The organism is Kitasatospora sp. NPDC033851 (assembly GCF_055576085.1).
The window spans coordinates 282,313-299,249 of record NZ_JBVIRL010000004.1 but is presented as its reverse complement, the minus strand read 5'-3'; the positions used below and the strand labels follow the sequence as shown (position 1 = coordinate 299,249).

The following is a 16,937-nucleotide window of genomic DNA, read 5'->3' as shown; positions in this document are numbered from 1 at the left end:
CCGGGAGGCCGGTGATCCTCGCGGTGGACGACGACCCCCAGGTGCTCCGCGCCGTCCGCCGCGCTCCGCGTACGCCGACCGCTACCGTGTGCTGAGCGCCGCTTCCGCCGCCGACGCGCTCAGCATCCTGGACGCCCTCGACGAGCGTGCCCAGGACCCGGCGCTCTTCCTGGTCGACCATCGGATGCCGGACATGACCGGCATCGACTTCCTCCTGGAGGCCGTGAGCCGATTCCCGGACGCCAAACGGGTACTGCTCACCGCGTTCGCCGAGACCGACACCACGATCACCGCCATCAACAAGGTGCGGCTCGACGACTACCTGATGAAGCCCTGGGACCCACCCACCGAGCGGCTCTTCCCCGTGCTGGACGACCTGCTCTCCGACTGGACCGCCTCGTACCGCCCCGCCTACCAGGGCATCCGCGTCGTCGGGCACCTTGTCTCCGCCGGAACGCTCTCCGCCCCGGGCACCGCCGAGCTCGTCGGCCGCCTCGGCCTGGTCACCACCGCCTCCCGGCCGCACTACGACACGGTCATCGTCGGCGCCGGCCCGGCCGGGCTCGCCGCCGGCGTGTACGCGGCCTCGGAGGGCCTGTCCACCCTGCTGCTGGACGCCGACTCGCCCGGCGGACAGGCCGGTACGTCGAGCCTGATCGAGAACTACCTGGGCTTCCCCGCCGGCCTGTCGGGCGCCGACCTCGCCCGGCGCGCGGTCAGCCAGGCCACCCGCTTCGGCGCGGAACTGCTCCATCCGGTGGATGTCGTCGGGCTACGACGGGCCGACCCCGCCCGGATCCTGACGCTCGCCGACGGCTCCGAGGTCAGTGCCGGGACCGTGCTGGTGGCCACCGGCATCTCGTACAACCGCCTGGAGGTATCGGGCGCGGAGCGGTTCGAGGACGCAGGCCTGTACTACAGGGCCGCGACCACCGAGAGCAGTTCCTGCCTCTCGCACCACGTCCACATCATCGGCGGCGCCAACTCGGCCGGACAGGCCGCGATCCACTTCGCCCGGTACGCGGCGAGGGTCACCGTGCTGGTGCGGGGCGACTCGCTGGAGGCCGGGATGTCGAGGTACCTCGTCGAGGAGATCCACCGGACCCCGAACATCGAGGTGCGCCTCGGCACCCGGGTCCTCGCCCTGGACGGATCGGAACGGCTGGAGCACATCACGCTCCAGGACGACGCCACCGGTCGACGGACCGAGGAGACGGCCGGGTTCGTCTTCACCTTCATCGGCGGGCGGCCCCGCACCGGCTGGCTGGACGGCGTCGTGGACCGCGACGACCACGGGTTCGTCCTGACCGGGTCCGACCTGAGAGGCACCGGCGAACGGCCGGCTTCCTGGCCACTGGCACGCGACCCCTACCCGCCGGAGACCAGCGTCCCAGGCGTGTTCGCGGCCGGAGACGTGCGCGCCGGCTCGATCAAGCGCGTCGCGTCGGGCGTCGGCGAAGGCGCCATGGCCGTAGCCCTCATCCACCGCTACCGAGCGGGCGGTTGACCCCCGGCCCGCGGCGGGGCCGGAAGTCCGGCACGGCCCGTCGATGCCCGACGGCTCGGGTGGATAATCCCTACCGTGACTTCAGGAACAGACCGCCGAAGGTGGCAGCGCGCGCTTCGCGCCTTCGCATTCCTCTTCGTCGGCGGCGGGATCGGCTTCCTCGTCTGCGCGCTGGTGACGCATCGCCCCGGCGGCGAAGTGCCGTGGGTCGGCATGCTGTTCGGCTCGACCGTGTGTGCGGTGCTCACCGCGTTCGTCCCGGCGCGACGCCGGCGCTGAACCTCCTCCGCGGAACGCGAGCTGGTGAATGCCCTCCTCGCTGGATCACGGTTCGGCCTTCCCCGGCGAGGCCGACTCCCCCGCAGCGCTGCTGACCTTTGCCGACTGCAACGCCCTGATCGCCCGCCTCGTACTCCGGTCCGCTCGCGCACCTCGTCCTCGCGCCCGCCCCAACCGCTGAGCCTGCCGCTCAGCGCGAGATGACTGCGCGACCTCACCGGGCCTCTGCTCGCTCTCGACTCCCCGTGCGGACCACCCGGCACCACCCGTCCGCCCGGCCCGCCGCCCGAAGGCCGCGGGCCGGGGGCCGGGCCGGTCTTCAGGGTGTGCCGAGGGCGGCTTCCTCCCGGTCGAGGTCGTGCTGGAGGCTGCGGCGGGTGGTGTCACTGATGCGGTGTTCGTCGTAGAGACGGCGCAGTTCGGTGCTCTGGACGGCGATGACCTCGCGGCGCAGCTGGCGGTAGGCGGTGTCGGCGGTGGTGCCGTCGGGGGTTTCGGGGGTGTGGTCGAGGCGGGCGGTGAGGGCGCGGCGGACCCGGTCGAGGGCGGTGTCGGGGAGGGCTTCCAGTTCGGTGAGGTGGTCGATGTGGTCGAGGGCGGCGCGGTTGAGGGTGTCGCGGGCGTCGTCTTCTTCGCGGGTGGTGTGTTCGGGTTCGAGGGCGAGGCCGGAGCGGTTGACGACGGCGGCGAGGGTGAGGCCCTGGACGACGAGGGTGAAGACGACGACGGCGGTGGTGAGTACCAGGACCAGGGGGCGTCCGGTGAGTTTGGTGCCGTCGTCGGCGAGCAGGGGGATGGAGAGGGAGGCGGCGAGTGGCATGACGCCGCGGGTGCCGGCCCAGGTGACGACCCCGGCGACGCGCCAGGAGAGCCGGCCGCGGTTGGGTTTGACGGCGCGGGTCAGCGGCAGGGTGGAGAGCACGCGCACGGCGATCAGGACGGCCGCGAGCGCGAGTGCCTGCAGGGGCCACCAGCCGGTGCCGGCGGGCAGGTCCCGTACGAGGGTGGGCAGTTCCAGGCCGACGATGGAGAAGACGACGCTCTCCAGCAGGAACACCACGACCGCGTACACGGCGTTGAGCTGCAGCCGGATGTGGGCGTCGGTGAGCCGGTGGCCGGAGCGGCCGAGGAGCACGCCGGCGACCACCACGGAGGTGACGCCCGAGGTGTGCGCGGACTCGGCCAGTACGTAGGCCGCGTACGGGGTGACCAGGGCGATCACCGTCTCCAGCACCGGGTCGGTGGTGCGGCGGCGCACCAGCCACACCAGGCCGGCGACGGCGGCACCGACCAGGCTTCCGCCCCCGCCGAGCAGCAGGAACTCCCCGCCCGCCGCCGGCAGGCTCACCGAGGCGCCGACGGCCACCGCGATGCCGGCGGCGACCTTGAACAGGACGAGCGAGGTGGCGTCGTTGAACAGGCTCTCGGCCTGCACCAGCACCTGGAGCCGCCCCGGGAGGGCCAGGCGGCGGCCGAGCGCGGTGACGGCCACCGGGTCTGTACTGGAGAGGACGGCGCCGAGTACGAAGGCCATCGCGGGCGGCAGCCCGGCGACGGCGACGGCGGTGAAGCCGACGGCGGCGGCGGAGGCGAAGACGAGGCCGAAGGAGAGGATGGTCACCGGGCGCCAGACCGTGCGGAGGTCGCGCAGCGACAGTTCCTCGGCGGAGGCGTACAGCAGCGGGGGCAGGACCACCATGCCGATCACCTGCGGCGGTACGTGCAGGGCGGGGACGCCGGGTATCAGTGCCACCCCGATGCCCGCCAGGACCAGCAGCGACGGCGCGGGAACGCGCAGCCGCCCGGCGAAGGTGGCCACGGCCGTGGCCAGGACCACCAGGACGAGAACGATCGCCACGACGTGCATCGGTGGAAAGGACCCCATCGCAAGAATCGGGGTCACCGTGGCCGATGCCGCAGTCGTCCCCCGCGCCGACCAGGCTTCCCGGCACACCTGTCGTCATCTTATCGGAGCATTAGCGGGGGCAGGCAGGCTCGGGATCACGGACATCGGAGCGCGAGCGGTGCGAACAGGGCGTGGCCGTCTCCGCCCGCGCCTGGCGGTCACTGGCCGTACTCCTCCGGCTGCGGGTAGCGGACGGAGGCGAGCCGGTTGCCGTCGGCCTCTCCCGGTCAGGCGAACTCGCGCAGGCGCGGCCGCACTCCCAGCGCGGTCAGGGCGAGTGCCGCCGCCAGGGCCGCCGCGCCGAGGCCGGCGGTGGTGGCGTCGAGGTCGTCGTCGGTGGTGGCGACCGCGGCCTCGAAGGCGCGCTGGTTGATCGCCTGGTTGTCGTCGAGGGCGGCGCTGAGCACGCCGAAGTCGGCGTTGGACTGGCCCGGAGTGAGGCCGGTGTTGTAGGTGACGGCCTCCTTGAGCTTTCCCTGGGCGTTCAGCTCGCGGATCTTCCGGTCGTCGCGCTGGTACTGCTGGAAGGCCGCCAGCACCCGCTCCGCCGCGTCCTGCTCCCCCGCGAAGGTGATGTTGCGCAGTTCGTCGCCGAGGTACCCGCCGAACCCGACCTGGCCGTGGTCGGCCCGGTGCCGGTCGGCCAGTGCGGCGAGCCGGTCGTTGTACGTGGTGAGGGTGGCGCCGTCGACCCGGGCGAAGGCCTGGGTCTTGTCGAGGAAGCTCTGCTCGTAGGCCGCCGCCCGGGCGGGGTCGGTCAGGTACCGGCTCTCGTCGGCGTTGAGGTCGTACGCGACCGCGCGCGCCCTGCTGAGGGCGATCACCGAGTCGAAGGAGTTGCTCTTCGCGACCACCAGCTGGTCGTCCGAGCGGGACGCCAGCGCCAGCGCGGTGACCAGGCCGACGACGGTGAGGAGGGTGGCGACGGCCAGTGGCACGTTCACCAGCCGCCGGAAGCGCACCGCCAGCAGCCGCTGCAGCAGCCCGAGCGCGACCAGGGCGGTCAGGCCGGTGAGCAGGATCTCCCACCAGCCGCCGGCCAGGGCGTCGCGCTGGTCCGCGTAGTTGCGCTCCACGACGGCCGCGTTGGCCTTGGTCACCTCGTCGACGGCCGGCAGCAGTTGCTGGCGCAGCAGGTCGGTGGCCTGCCGGTAGGCCACGAGGGCGTCCGTTGAGGGGCGGCCGGCCGGGGCGTGGGCCTGCTCTTCCAGCAGCTGGGCGCGGGCCACCAGGGCTTCGTAGCGGCCGAGTTCACCGATGACGGTCTGCACCGCCCGCTGCCCGGCCGGATCACCGGTCACTGCCTCGGCGACGCGCTGCAGGTCGGTGTCGGCCTGGGTGCGGCGCTGCTCGTAGGTGTCCAGGGTCTGCTTGCGCAGTGCCGTGTAGTCCGGGTCGGCACCGAACAGCAACAGGTTGGCGGCCTGGGCGTCCATGTCGTTGAGCGCGAAGTACAGGTCCGCCGAGCGCACCACCTGCGGGGCGGCCCGGTGACCGATCACGTCCGCGCCGTCCCGGGCCCCGCCCAGGACGGTCGCCGCCGCCGTTCCGGCGACGAGCAGCGCGACGAGGCAGAGGCCGGTGAGCCCGCGCACCAGGCGCGGGGTGTTCCACCAGGCCCGGCTGCGCCAGGCGCGGCCGAGCCAGTGACCGGGAGCGCGCGACCCGGGAGGCGGTGCGGCTGTCTCCTGGCGCGCCGTCTCCGACGCGACCGTTTTCCCCATGACAGCCGTACCGCCCGACGTACCCGTTGGCATCGCCGCGCGCCCCCTCACCCTGTTTCTCACTGGCCGCCGAACTTCCCCGGAGGAACCTCCGGGGCGGTGTCGGCAAACGGTTCTCCGCCAGGCCCCACGCCCGGACGGAGAACCGTTTCCTCGCAGCTCACACTAGGTGTGGCCGAACAGCTGTCCGCCCGCTCTGACGAGTCCTTGACGCCGCCGGCGGCCATCTTGACGAGGCGTTGGCGCAAGACCCGTCCGAGTGAGCGGCCGGGGTGCATCCCGGGCGGGGCTCCCCCTCAGCGGGTGATCGTCCACTGCTGCTCGGCGGACCCGTCGCAGGTCCACACGCCGAGCGTCTTCCGGTCCTCGTGATAGGTCAGGCAGTCCTGGTCGCTGATCCTGATCTGGAAGCGGTCACCCGTGACGTTGAGGACCTCCCACCTCTGCTCCGCGCCACCCTTCCAGCCGTTGACATCGGCGAAGTAGGTGCCGGTGTTCTCGGTGAGTTCCGGGCCGAGGCCGTTGGTGATCCGGTAGCGGCCGTCACCGGCGTCCTTGAAGGTCCAGCGGGAGTCGGCGCCGCCGAGCTTGCCGGCGATCACCGCCGAGCCCGCGGCGTCGCCGGTGGCGACGGCGCCCAGACCGTTGACCGTCCGCACGTACACCGGGGTGTCCAGCGGCGGGCGGCCCGAGCCGGACGGCTTGCCGGGCTGGGCGGGCGTTCCCGGCTTGCCGGGCTTGGCGGGCACGCCCGGGGTCGCGGGCACGCCCGGGGTCGCGGGCTCGCCGACGGACACTCCGGGCACCACCACGGGCACGGCCGGCACCGCCGGAGAGGCGATCTGCCCCGGATTGGCCGGGGAGCCGGACGGGATGGCGCTGGTCAGCGTCCGCCGGAAGTTCACCACCGCGTCGGTGTGGTTGTACCGCTGGCCCGGTCGGCTGGTACCCGGCGGGTAGGCCCAGTTGTGCTCACGGCTGGTCCGGTCGAACAGGCCGTAGAACGCCCAGTTCCCCCAGCCGCCGTCGAAGCCGTTGGCGAACATGCCGCCGCCGTGGAAGATCCAGATCCGGTAGGTCTGATCCTCGCGCGAGGTCTGGTCGTGGTACGTGACGTCGTAGGTGAAGTCGACGTCCTCCAAGTGCTCCTCGTAGTTGTGGACGTACCACGGATCCCCGAAGGCGTTGTTGCCCTTGATGTCGAAGATCATCACGTTGTAGTAGCCACCGGTCTTGTTCACCAGCATGTCGAGCAGCCCCTTGACGAAGTCCTCGCGGGCCCTCCGCTTGGCCTCACCGCTCTTCTGGGCCTGCTGGATGCACCACACGAAGGCGGTGGAGCCCGGCGTCACCACGTTCGCGGCGTTGCAGTTCTCCTTCGCGGGGTCGTAGCTCCCGTCGGCCGCCGCCGGCCCCGCCAGGCCCGCGACGGCCAGGGCGGCGATACCCACGGCTGCGGCCGCCGGCTTGATCCTCGACAACACGTACTCTCCTTCGAATTCGGACCCGAACGGATCCGGTCGGAAAGCACGATGGCAGGGGAGGACGTCGATTCCGCGATTCGGCCGGTGATCCTGACGGGATCCATGCGAGGCCGATCAAGAACCCGCGAATTCCGTTGAACTCCCCTTCCCGGATGAGCCGTTGACCAGTGCAGGAGCCATGGACCGAAAGGCTTGGGACATCGACCGGAACGCGAGTCCCGGCCGTCCCGGATACCTCCGGGTCAGGGCTGGAACCGGTAGCCGATCCCGGGTTCCGTGATCAGGTGGCGCGGACGGCCCGGCTCGGGTTCGAGCTTTCGCCGCATGCTGGAGAAGTAGACCCTCAGGTAATTGCCGTTGCCCTCCGCCTCCGGGCCCCACACCTCGGTCAGGATCTGCCGGCCGGGCACCAGCCGGCCGGGGTTGGCGAGCAGCAGGGCGAGGATCCGCCACTCGGTCGGGGTCAATCGGACCGGGCCGTCCGGACCGGTGACCGTGCCCGCACCGAGATCGATCTCGTGCGGCCCGATCCGTGCCGACGGCTCGGGCGCCGACGGGACGCCGCCCAGCGGCCTGCGCAGAACGGCCCGCAGCCGGGCGAGGAGTTCGTCCACGTTGAAGGGCTTGGTCAGGTAGTCGTCCGCGCCCGCGTCGAACGCGCGGAGCTTGTCCTCGATGTCGGCCCGGCCGGTCAGTACGATGATCGGCACGGTCAGCGTGGAGCGGACGCCGTGGATCACGTCCACGCCGTCGAAGTCCGGCAGGCCGAGGTCCAGGACGATGGCGTCGGGTGGCGCTTGGCCCGCCGAGTCCAGGGCTTCCTGGCCGGTGGCCGCGGTGAGCACCGAGTAGTGCCGGGCCTGGAGGTTGATCCGCAGGGTGCGCAGCAGTGCCGGTTCGTCGTCGACGACGAGGATGTGGCTCACCGGTCCGCGCTCCTCTCCAGCAGGGCGATGCCGGGTTCCCCGGTCCGAGTCTCCGGTGCTGCCGGCAGGGTGAGGAGCATGGTGGTGCCGCCGCCGGGGGTGTCCTCGACCTCCAGGCTGCCGCCCATGGCCTCGGCGAGGCCGCGGGAGAGAGCAAGCCCCAGGCCGACGCCGGTGGTGTTGTCGGTGTCGCCGAGGCGCTGGAAGGGCAGGAAGACCCGGTCGCGGTCCTCGGGGTCGATGCCGGGGCCGCGGTCGATCACCCGGATCTCGACCTGGTCGGCGTGGTGGCTGGCGGTGACCAGGACGGGTGCGCCGGGGGCGTTGTACCGCAGCGCGTTGGTGATCACGTTGGCGAGCACGCGTTCCAGCAGCGGCGGGTCGGCGAGCACCGCCGGGGCGGTGTCCAGGTCCAGCGGCTGGACGGGCGCGTACGGGTCGGTCAGCGAGTCCACGGCACGCATCAGGACGTCTTCCAGCAGGGTGGGCGCCATGTGGAGGGTGAGCGCGCCGGCCTGGAGGCGGCTCATGTCGAGCAGGTTGTCGACCAGGCGGGTGAGTTTGACGAGTGATTCGTCGGCGGTGGCGAGGAGTTCGTCCTGGTCCTCGGGCGAGAACTCGACGTCGGGGCTGCGCAGCGAGCCGACCGAGGCGAGGGCGGCGGCGAGCGGGGTGCGCAGGTCGTGGCTGACGGCGGCGAGCAGGGCGGTACGCATCCGGTCGGCGGCCTTGATCGGCTCGACCTCGGCGGCGACCACGGCCAGCCGGTCGCGTTCCAGGGCGGCGGCGACGTGGGCGGCGAAGGCGGTGAGGACGCGCTGGTCGGCGGCGGGCAGCCGGCGGCCGGTGAGCACCAGGACGGCCCGCTCTCCGACGGCCACCTCGGTGGCCTCCTCCGGGCTTCCGGTCTCGACGTCTCCGTCCGTCTCGGCATCACTGCGCGCGATGGTCTCTCCCGTGAGGCTGTCGAGCAGGGCGACGGAGTCCATCCCGAAGGCCGTCCGGGACTTCTCCAGCAGGGCGGGCACCGCGTCGGCGCCCCGCAGCACGCTGCCGGCCAGGGTGGAGAGGGTCTCGGCCTCGGCGGTGGCCCGGGCGGCCCGGCTGGTGAGCCGGCCGGCGTGGTCGACCACGGTGGAAACGGTCAGCGCGACGGTGGCGAAGACCACCAGGGCGACGATGTTGTTGGCCTCGTCGATGGTCAGGGTGTGGAGGGGCGGGATGAAGAAGTAGTTCAGCAGCACCGAGGCGATGACCGAGGCCAGCAAGGCTGACAGCGCACCCCCCAGCAACGCCACGGCTACGACACCGAGTTGGAAGATCAGCGCGTCCGTGGTCAGGTTGAGTGTGCTACGGAACGGCGACAGCGCGACGGTGAGCAGCAGGGGAACGATCAGGCCCGCCGTGTAGCCGGCGATGGTGCGGCGGCGGGAGTGGCGGCGGCCGAGCGCGGGCAGCCGGCCGCGGCCGGTGAACTCGTGGGTGACCATGTGGACGTCGATGTCCTCGGAGGCGTCCACGGTGGTCTGCCCGGTGCCGGGGCCGGTCAGGAAGCGGTTGATCCGGCCGCGGCGGCTGGTGCCGAGCACCAGCTGGGTGGCGTCGTGGGCGCGGGCGAAGGCGAGCAGCGCGGTGGGGACGTCGTCGCCGACGACCACGTGGTAGCTGCCGCCGAGGGTCTCCACCAGCTGCCGCTGCTGGGCGAGCGCGCCGGAGGAGGCGCCGGCCAGGCCGTCGCTGCGGGAGACGTGGACGGCCAGCAGCTCGCCGCCGGCGGTGCGGTCGGCGATCCGGGCGGCGCGGCGGATCAGGGTCTCGCCCTCGGGGCCGCCGGTCAGCGCCACAACGACGCGTTCGCGGGTCTCCCAGACCCGGTCGATCCTGTGGGTGGCCCGGTAGTCGCGCAGGCCCTCGTCCACCCGCCCGGCGACCCACAGCAGGGCGAGTTCGCGCAGGGCGGTGAGGTTGCCGACCCGGAAGTAGTTGGAGAGCGCGGCGTCCACCTTCTCCGCCTTGTAGACGTTGCCGTGGGCCATCCGGCGGCGCAGCGCCTGCGGGGCCATGTCGACGAGTTCGATCTGGTCGGCCCGGCGGACCACCTCGTCCGGGACGGTCTCGCGCTGCGGAATGCCGGTGATCTTCTGGACGACGTCGTTCAGCGATTCCAGATGCTGGATGTTGACGGTGGTGATGACGTCGATCCCGGCGGCGAGCAGTTCCTCGACGTCCTGCCAGCGCTTGGCGTGCCGGCCGCCGGGGATGTTGGTGTGCGCCAGCTCGTCGACCAGGACGACGGACGGGCGGCGGGCGAGCACCGCGTCGAGGTCCATCTCCTCGAACTCGGCCCCCCGGTAGGTCCGTCTGGTGCGCGGCATCACCTCAAGCCCGTCCACCAGCCCTTCGGTGAACCTCCGCCCGTGACACTCGATGAACCCGACCACCACCTCCGCGCCACGGTCCTGTCGGCGGTGGGCCTCGTCCAGCATCCGGTAGGTCTTGCCGACCCCGGGGGCCGAGCCGAGATAGACCCTCAGCCGGCCGCGGCGGTGCATGGTGCCGGGGGCGAGGTCGCGAGCCATGGGCGCTGCTCTTTCCTTGTGTGGCTGGCAGGTTGGTGGTGCGCAGACATGGGCGACCGACCCGGGCGCGGGGGCGTGCCCCCCGTACCCGGGTCGGTCTGGTCACTCGGCAGATCGATGGAGTGTCATCACTTCTGCTCGCTGAGCGCCTTGTTGAGCAGCACGACGTTCACGCCGTCCTGCCCGAGGAAGCCGGCCGAGCGGCCCTCGGTGTACTTCTCGACCAGCTGGTTCAGCTTTTCGGCCGGCAGGTTGCGGGCCTTGGCCACCCGGTTGACCTGCTCCTTGGCGTAGGCCACCGAGATGTGCGGGTCGAGGCCGGAGCCGGAGGCGGTCAGCGCGTCGGCCGGCACGCTCGCCGGGTCGACGCCGTCGAACGCGGCGACGGCGGCACGGCGGTCGTTGACGGCCTTCAGCAGGTCCTCGCTGTTCGGCCCCTGGTTGGAGGCGGCGGACGAGGAGGCGTCGTAGCCGGTCCCGGCCGCGGAGGGGCGGGGCTGGAACCACTTCGGGTCCGGCTGGGCCTCCTCCTTCTGGTCGTCCGGATTGGCCTTGGGCAAGTTGAAGTTCTGGCCGATCAGGCTGGAGCCGACCTCCTTGCCGTCGGACGTCACGATCGAGCCGTTGGCCTTGTCGCTGAACGCGACCTGGGAGATCCCGGTGACGAGCAGCGGGTAGACGACTCCGAGGATCACGGTCAGCACGAGGAGTACTCGCAGGGCCGTGAAGTGGGTCCGCACGGCGGCGGGCAGGGGCTTGGACATGGCGGTGGACTCCTCTCTCAGCTGAGGCCGGGGATGAACTGGACGAGCAGGTCGATCAGCTTGATGCCGACGAACGGGACCACCAGACCGCCGAAGCCGTAGATCCCGATGTTGCGGCGCAGTAGCGAACTGGCGTCGGACGGCCGGTACTTGACGCCGCGCAGGGCGAGCGGGATGAGGCCGATGATGACCAGGGCGTTGAAGATGATCGCCGAGGTGATCGCGGACTGCGGGCTGTGCAGGCCCATGATGTTGAGGTGGCTCAGGCCCGGGTAGACCCCGGCGAACATCGCGGGGATGATCGCGAAGTACTTGGCCACGTCGTTGGCGATGGAGAAGGTGGTCAGCGCGCCGCGGGTGATGAGCAGCTGCTTGCCGATCTCCACGATCTCGATCAGCTTGGTGGGGTTGGAGTCCAGGTCGACCATGTTGCCGGCCTCCTTGGCCGCCATGGTCCCGGTGTTCATCGCGACGCCGACGTCGGCCTGGGCGAGGGCGGGGGCGTCGTTGGTGCCGTCGCCGGTCATCGCGACCAGCTTGCCGCCCTCCTGCTCCTTCTTGATCAGGGCCATCTTGTCCTCGGGCGTGGCCTCGGCGAGGAAGTCGTCGACGCCGGCCTCCTCCGCGATCGCCTTGGCGGTCAGCGGGTTGTCGCCCGTGATCATGATGGTCTTGATGCCCATCCGGCGCAGCTCGTCGAACCGCTCCCGCATGCCCTCCTTGACCACGTCCTTGAGGTAGATCACTCCGAGGGCCTTCGGGGCCGCACTGCCGATCCGGGACGCGACGAGCAGCGGGGTACCACCCGCGGCGGAGATGCCGTCGACGAGCTCGGCAACGTCCTTGCCGACTGTGCCACCGTTCTCGGTCACCCAGTTGGTGACCGAACCCGCCGCACCCTTGCGCACCGAGTGGACGCCGTCCGCCTCATCGAGGTCGACGCCCGACATGCGGGTCTGGGCGGTGAACGGCACCCAGGTGGCGTGGGTCAGCTCGCCCTGGGCGCGGGCCCGCAGACCGTACTCGGTCTTGGCGAGGACCACGATCGAGCGGCCCTCCGGCGTCTCGTCCGCGAGGGAGGAGAGCTGCGCGGCACTCGCGAGCTCCTCGACGGTCACGCCCTCGGCCGGCTGGAACTCGGCGGCCTGGCGGTTGCCGAGGGTGATGGTGCCGGTCTTGTCGAGCAGCAGGGTGTTGACGTCGCCGGCGGCCTCGACGGCGCGGCCGGACATCGCCAGCACGTTGCGCTGGACCAGCCGGTCCATGCCGGCGATGCCGATCGCGGAGAGCAGCGCGCCGATCGTGGTCGGGATGAGCGCCACGATCAGGGCGACCAGGACGATCATCGACTGCGGGGCGCCCGCGTAGGTGGCCATCGGCTGGAGCGTGACGACCGCGACCAGGAAGACGATGGTCAGCGAGGCCAGCAGGATGTTGAGCGCGATCTCGTTCGGCGTCTTCTGCCGGGCGGCGCCCTCGACCAGGGCGATCATCCGGTCGATGAACGACTTGCCGGGCTCCGAGGCGATCTTCACCACGATCCGGTCGGACAGCACCTTGGTGCCGCCGGTCACGGCGGAGCGGTCGCCGCCGGACTCGCGGATCACCGGCGCGGACTCACCGGTGATCGCCGACTCGTCCACCGAGGCGACACCCTCGACGACGTCACCGTCGCCCGGGATGACCTGCCCCGCCTCGACCACCACGTGGTCGCCGAGTTGGAGGGCCGTGCCGGGCACCTCCTCCTCGTCCTGCGTGGCGGGCCAGTTGGTGAGCCGGCGGGCGACGCTCTCTGTCTTGGTCTTGCGCAGGGTGTCGGCCTGGGCTTTCCCGCGCCCCTCGGCGACGGCCTCGGCCAGGTTGGCGAAGATCGTGGTCAGCCAGAGCCACACCGTGATGGACCAGGCGAACACGGACGGGCTGGCGATCGCGGAGACCGTGGTGACCACCGAGCCGACCTCGACCACGAACATCACCGGGTTCTTGACCATCACCCGGGGATCGAGCTTCTTCACCGCGTCCGGCAGCGAGGAGAGGAGGAGTTTCGGGTCCAGCAATCCGCTGGAGACTCTGTGCGGTGCCGCGTTCTCGGTCTTGTCGACCGGTGCAGGACTAAGGGTGGGGGTGGACATCAGGAGGTGAGACCTTCCGCGATCGGCCCGAGAGCCAGGGCCGGGAAGTAGGTGAGGCCGACGACGATCAGGACGACGCCCGACAGCAGGCCCACGAACAGCGGCTTGTGGGTGGGCAGGGTGCCCGGGGTGGCCGGGACCGGCTGCTGCTGGGCGAGCGAGCCCGCCAGCGCCAGGGCGAAGACGATCGGCAGGAAGCGGCCGAAGACCATCGCCAGTCCGAGCGCGGTGTCGTACCAGTCGGTGTTGACGGTGATCCCGCCGAAGGCCGAGCCGTTGTTGTTGGCGGCCGAGGTGAACGCGTACAGCACCTCGGAGAAGCCGTGGGCGCCCGAGTTGAGCATCCCGGCCCGCTCACCCGGCAGGGCCATCGCCACACCCGTGCCGACCAGCACGATCGTCGGCGTGGTCAGGATGTACAGCGAGGCGAACTTCATCTCCCGGCCGCCGAGCTTCTTGCCCAGGTACTCGGGGGTGCGCCCGACCATCAGACCGGCCACGAACACCGCCACGATGGCGAGGACCAGCATCCCGTACAGGCCGGAGCCCACACCGCCCGGCGCGATCTCGCCCAGCATCATGTTGAAGATCGTGATGCCGCCGCCGAACGGCGTGAACGAGTCGTGGAAAGCATCCACCGCACCCGTCGACGTCAGCGTCGTCGACGCGGCGAACAGCGAGCTGGCGGCGATACCGAACCGCTGCTCCTTGCCCTCCATCGCACCGCCCGCGGCCTGCAGGGCGGAGCCCGAGTGCTGCGACTCGGCGAGGGTGATCAGCGCCACCGAGGCGACCCAGAAGATCGCCATCACGGCCGCGATCGCGTAGCCCTGGCGGTTGTCCCCGACCATGCGGCCGAAGGCCCGGGGCAGCGCGAACGGGATGAGCAGGATCAGGAAGATCTCCAGCCAGTTCGTGAACCCGGTCGGGTTCTCGAACGGGTGGGCGGAGTTGGCGTTGAAGAAGCCGCCGCCGTTGGTGCCCAGCTCCTTGATGACCTCCTGGGAGGCCACCGGGCCGCCCGGGATCTTCTGCACGTCACCCGCGAGGTTGGTCATCTCGTGGAAGCCGTGGAAGTTCTGGATCACGCCGTTGGCCACCAGGACGAGGGCGAAGACGATCGAGATCGGCAGCAGCAGTCGCAGGTTGATCCGGACCAGGTCGACCCAGAAGTTGCCCAGCCGGTCCGTCTTGTTGCGGGTGAAGCCCCGGATCAGCGCCGCCACGATGGCGATGCCGACGGCCGCGGAGACGAAGTTCTGCACCGCCAGGCCGGCCATCTGCACCAGGTGGCCCATCGCGGACTCACCGCCGTAGGACTGCCAGTTGGTATTGGTGACGAACGAGATCGCGGTGTTCCAGGCCTGGTGGCCCTCCATCTGCTGGACGCCCAGGTTCAGCAGCAGGTAGCCCTGGAGCCGGATCAGGCCGTACAGGAAGAGGACGGAGACGGCCGAGAAGGCCAGCACCGAGCGCAGGTACACCGGCCAGCGCTGGTCGGCGTCACCGTCGACGCCGATCACCTTGTAGATGCCGCGCTCGGCTCTGAGGTGCTTCGAGGTGGTCAGGATGCGGGCGATGTAGTCGCCCAGGGGGCGGTAGCACAGGACCAACGCGGCCACCAGGGCCAGGGCCTGCAGCCAGCCCGCGAGAGTGGAGCTCATGTCAGAACTTCTCCGGGTAGATCAGCGCGAGGATGAGGTAGCCGACGAGCGCGACGGCCACGATGAGACCTGTGATGTTCTCGGCACTCACAGCTTCTCCACCCCCCGCGCGATCAGGGCGATGACGGCGAACACGGCGACCGTGACACCGACGTAGATGAGATCGGACATGGGCTCCACCAGCGTGGTTCGGGAGATGCCGCGACCTGGCCGAGGGCCGCTCACGGCACCGGCGGAAGACCGGCGGGAGCAGCCAACCAGCCGTCAGGGGCGCGCAGCGCGTCCCTGATGCCGTCCATACGGGTGATCCGGAAACATTGACGCGGCCCTTATATCGGCGTCATTCACTCGAGACCGCGGATTGTCCTGAACGTTTCGATGAGCCTGTCAGCGCGGCCTCGCCGGCGGTGACCGAGACCGCGGCATTCAGGACATAGTCGATCACAAGCAAGGCGGCCGCCGTCAGCGCCGTCCGGCGGCCCAGGTGCGCCTTGGCGACCGCGTACGCGCCGCCAGTCCGCCGAGCGCGCTGAGCAGGTGCCGCTCGTCGCCCGCGCCGGTATCCGGCGGCTCGGGATCGGCCGCGACAGTCGGAATCGTGCTTTCTGGCATTCGTGGCTCCTCGATCGTGATGCTGATCGATCGTGAAGCCGCCCGGGGCACCTCCCTCCGCTTCCTACGCACTCTTGATGCCGGCGGCACCGCCCTTGACGCGTTCTTGATGACCCGTACAGCGGTTCGGCCCCTGAGGCACCGCCCGTCCGCACAGCCGGACGGCGGGCCTCAGGGGCCGAAGGTGTGCACCCGGTGCCGGTGGCACGCGGCACCGGGTGGTCTGTCGGGCTACTGCCCGGGCTTGCGGCCGTGGTTCGACTTCTTCTTCCGCCGGGCCTTCTTCTTACGGGCGCGCTTGGACATCGTGTTCTTTCTCGTGATCGTCGGGTTGCCGCATCGGGTGGTGCGGTTCAGACCGCCTGGCCGACCAGCTGGTCGGCGAGCTTGGCCAGCCGCTTCAGCGAGCGCTCCTCCTGGGCGGCCTGCGCGGTCGGCGCGATGACGCCACCGTCGAAGTAGGCGCCGTTGGCGACAACCGTCTCCGGCAGGCAGAGCCTGACCACGGCCGCCGCCCCCTCCGCCGCCGGTGCACCGGCTCGCCCGTACAGCGGCAGCAGCGCGGTGTCGCACAGGCCGGGGTTGACACTGACGGCGGTGATGCCGGAACCGGCCGGGGCCATGTCGGCGGTCGCCATGGTGAGCGCCAGCTGCGACTGCGCGTAGGCGGCGACCCGGGAGTACTTCTTCACCCGGTGCGGGTCCGACCAGTTCATCGAGGCGGTGCGGTGCAGGGACGACGACACGTTGACGATCCGGGCATCGCCGGCCGCCGACAGCGGGGCGCGCAACAGCTTGGAAAGCAGGTGCGCGGCCAGGAAGTTGACCTGAAGCGAGACCTCGTTGCTGTCGTCGGTCAGCGTGCAGCGTTCGGGCGCCACCGTGGCGGCGTTGTTGACCAGCAGGTCCAGCGCCGGGTAGTGCTTGACGACGGTGCCGGCCAGCACCGCGACCTCCGACAGGCGAGTGAAGTCGGCTGCCAGCTCGACGAGTTGGTCGCGCCGGACACCCGCGTCGACCAGCCGGGCGACAGCCGCCTCGGCCTCGCCGGTGGTGCGCGCGTGCACGAGCACGGTCGCGCCGTGCCCGGCGAGCAGCCGGGCGGTCTCCCAGCCGATCCCGGACGAGGCGCCGGTGACGAGGGCGGTGCGGGCGGACAGAACAGCGTCGGACATGACCCATCCAAGGGTGGAAAGGCACCGGCGGGGTGCGAAGGCACGGCGGCATGAAGCCGCGGCGCAGACGGGGCCACCGGTGCGAAAGGGTGTGATGCGATGAGAACGCTCGTCCGCCCCCTGCTCTCGGAGCCTGTCGGGCAGGGGACGGACAGCGGTGATCGGCACGGGCACGACGTAACGGC

14 protein-coding genes are annotated in these 16,937 nt (G+C 71.0%); 2 read left to right on the top strand and 12 right to left on the bottom strand.

The features are described 5' to 3' along the window. Positions 1 to 88 precede the first annotated feature (88 nt). Both ACZ51D_RS10860 and ACZ51D_RS10855 read left to right on the top strand, forming a co-directional pair. The gene (locus tag ACZ51D_RS10860) at positions 89 to 1,507 is read left to right on the top strand and encodes an NAD(P)/FAD-dependent oxidoreductase (RefSeq protein WP_465661913.1); all 1,419 of its coding nucleotides are present in this window, start codon (positions 89 to 91) and stop codon (positions 1,505 to 1,507) included. A gap of 75 nt (positions 1,508 to 1,582) precedes the next feature. Next, positions 1,583 to 1,786: a hypothetical protein gene (locus ACZ51D_RS10855; protein ID WP_465617212.1), complete on the top strand. Its 204-nt coding sequence runs from the start codon at positions 1,583 to 1,585 to the stop codon at positions 1,784 to 1,786. 319 nt (positions 1,787 to 2,105) lie between these two features. On the opposite strand, the gene ACZ51D_RS10850 is transcribed toward ACZ51D_RS10855, so the two are convergent. From ACZ51D_RS10850 to ACZ51D_RS10795, 12 genes are all read right to left on the bottom strand, one after another. Further along, positions 2,106 to 3,653, bottom strand: coding sequence for a Na+/H+ antiporter (locus ACZ51D_RS10850; RefSeq protein WP_465661911.1), 1,548 nt, complete (start codon positions 3,651 to 3,653; stop codon positions 2,106 to 2,108). Between the two features lie 266 nt (positions 3,654 to 3,919). Next, the gene (locus tag ACZ51D_RS10845; protein WP_465661910.1) at positions 3,920 to 5,416 is read right to left on the bottom strand and encodes a hypothetical protein; all 1,497 of its coding nucleotides are present in this window, start codon (positions 5,414 to 5,416) and stop codon (positions 3,920 to 3,922) included. A gap of 296 nt (positions 5,417 to 5,712) precedes the next feature. Then, positions 5,713 to 6,897: an RICIN domain-containing protein gene (locus tag ACZ51D_RS10840; RefSeq protein WP_465617206.1), complete on the bottom strand. Its 1,185-nt coding sequence runs from the start codon at positions 6,895 to 6,897 to the stop codon at positions 5,713 to 5,715. Positions 6,898 to 7,142: 245 nt separating this feature from the next. Beyond that, positions 7,143 to 7,826 carry a response regulator gene (locus ACZ51D_RS10835; RefSeq protein ID WP_465661908.1) on the bottom strand — a complete coding sequence of 228 codons (684 nt, stop codon included), beginning with the start codon at positions 7,824 to 7,826 and terminating at the stop codon, positions 7,143 to 7,145. Beyond that, entirely contained in the window at positions 7,823 to 10,405 is a 2,583-nt protein-coding gene (locus ACZ51D_RS10830; RefSeq protein WP_465661906.1) for an ATP-binding protein, read from the bottom strand. The genes ACZ51D_RS10835 and ACZ51D_RS10830 overlap by 4 nt, the downstream gene beginning before the upstream one ends. 128 nt (positions 10,406 to 10,533) lie before the next feature. Then, entirely contained in the window at positions 10,534 to 11,169 is a 636-nt protein-coding gene (gene kdpC, locus ACZ51D_RS10825; protein ID WP_465661904.1) for a potassium-transporting ATPase subunit KdpC, read from the bottom strand. 17 nt (positions 11,170 to 11,186) lie between these two features. Next, positions 11,187 to 13,301, bottom strand: a complete 2,115-nt coding sequence (gene kdpB / locus ACZ51D_RS10820) for a potassium-transporting ATPase subunit KdpB (RefSeq protein WP_465661902.1) — start codon at positions 13,299 to 13,301, stop codon at positions 11,187 to 11,189. Then, positions 13,301 to 14,965 carry a potassium-transporting ATPase subunit KdpA gene (gene kdpA, locus ACZ51D_RS10815; RefSeq protein WP_465617196.1) on the bottom strand — a complete coding sequence of 555 codons (1,665 nt, stop codon included), beginning with the start codon at positions 14,963 to 14,965 and terminating at the stop codon, positions 13,301 to 13,303. Before kdpA ends, kdpB begins: the two co-directional genes overlap by 1 nt. Position 14,966: 1 nt before the next feature. Beyond that, positions 14,967 to 15,056 (bottom strand): K(+)-transporting ATPase subunit F, encoded by a 90-nt coding sequence (kdpF, locus tag ACZ51D_RS10810; protein ID WP_360508580.1) that lies wholly within the window; start codon positions 15,054 to 15,056, stop codon positions 14,967 to 14,969. Between the two features lie 371 nt (positions 15,057 to 15,427). Further along, positions 15,428 to 15,577, bottom strand: a complete 150-nt coding sequence (locus ACZ51D_RS10805; RefSeq protein WP_465617194.1) for a hypothetical protein — start codon at positions 15,575 to 15,577, stop codon at positions 15,428 to 15,430. Between the two features lie 231 nt (positions 15,578 to 15,808). Further along, on the bottom strand, positions 15,809 to 15,883 hold the full coding sequence (locus tag ACZ51D_RS10800; RefSeq protein WP_465617425.1) for a 50S ribosomal protein bL37: 75 nt from the start codon (positions 15,881 to 15,883) through the stop codon (positions 15,809 to 15,811). A gap of 47 nt (positions 15,884 to 15,930) precedes the next feature. Next, the gene (locus tag ACZ51D_RS10795; RefSeq protein ID WP_465661900.1) at positions 15,931 to 16,752 is read right to left on the bottom strand and encodes an SDR family NAD(P)-dependent oxidoreductase; all 822 of its coding nucleotides are present in this window, start codon (positions 16,750 to 16,752) and stop codon (positions 15,931 to 15,933) included. Positions 16,753 to 16,937: the final 185 nt, after the last annotated feature.

Bases quoted from the DNA above. Each gene is read 5' to 3' on its own strand.
- ACZ51D_RS10850 (WP_465661911.1), bottom strand. From the start codon at position 3,653: ATGCACGTCGTGGCGATCGTTCTCGTCCTGGTGGTCCTGGCCACGGCC.
- ACZ51D_RS10845 (WP_465661910.1), bottom strand. From the start codon at position 5,416: ATGGGGAAAACGGTCGCGTCGGAGACGGCGCGCCAGGAGACAGCCGCA.
- ACZ51D_RS10830 (WP_465661906.1), bottom strand. From the start codon at position 10,405: ATGGCTCGCGACCTCGCCCCCGGCACCATGCACCGCCGCGGCCGGCTG.
- kdpC (WP_465661904.1), bottom strand. From the start codon at position 11,169: ATGTCCAAGCCCCTGCCCGCCGCCGTGCGGACCCACTTCACGGCCCTG.
- kdpB (WP_465661902.1), bottom strand. From the start codon at position 13,301: ATGTCCACCCCCACCCTTAGTCCTGCACCGGTCGACAAGACCGAGAAC.
- kdpA (WP_465617196.1), bottom strand. From the start codon at position 14,965: ATGAGCTCCACTCTCGCGGGCTGGCTGCAGGCCCTGGCCCTGGTGGCC.
- ACZ51D_RS10805 (WP_465617194.1), bottom strand. From the start codon at position 15,577: ATGCCAGAAAGCACGATTCCGACTGTCGCGGCCGATCCCGAGCCGCCG.
- ACZ51D_RS10795 (WP_465661900.1), bottom strand. From the start codon at position 16,752: ATGTCCGACGCTGTTCTGTCCGCCCGCACCGCCCTCGTCACCGGCGCC.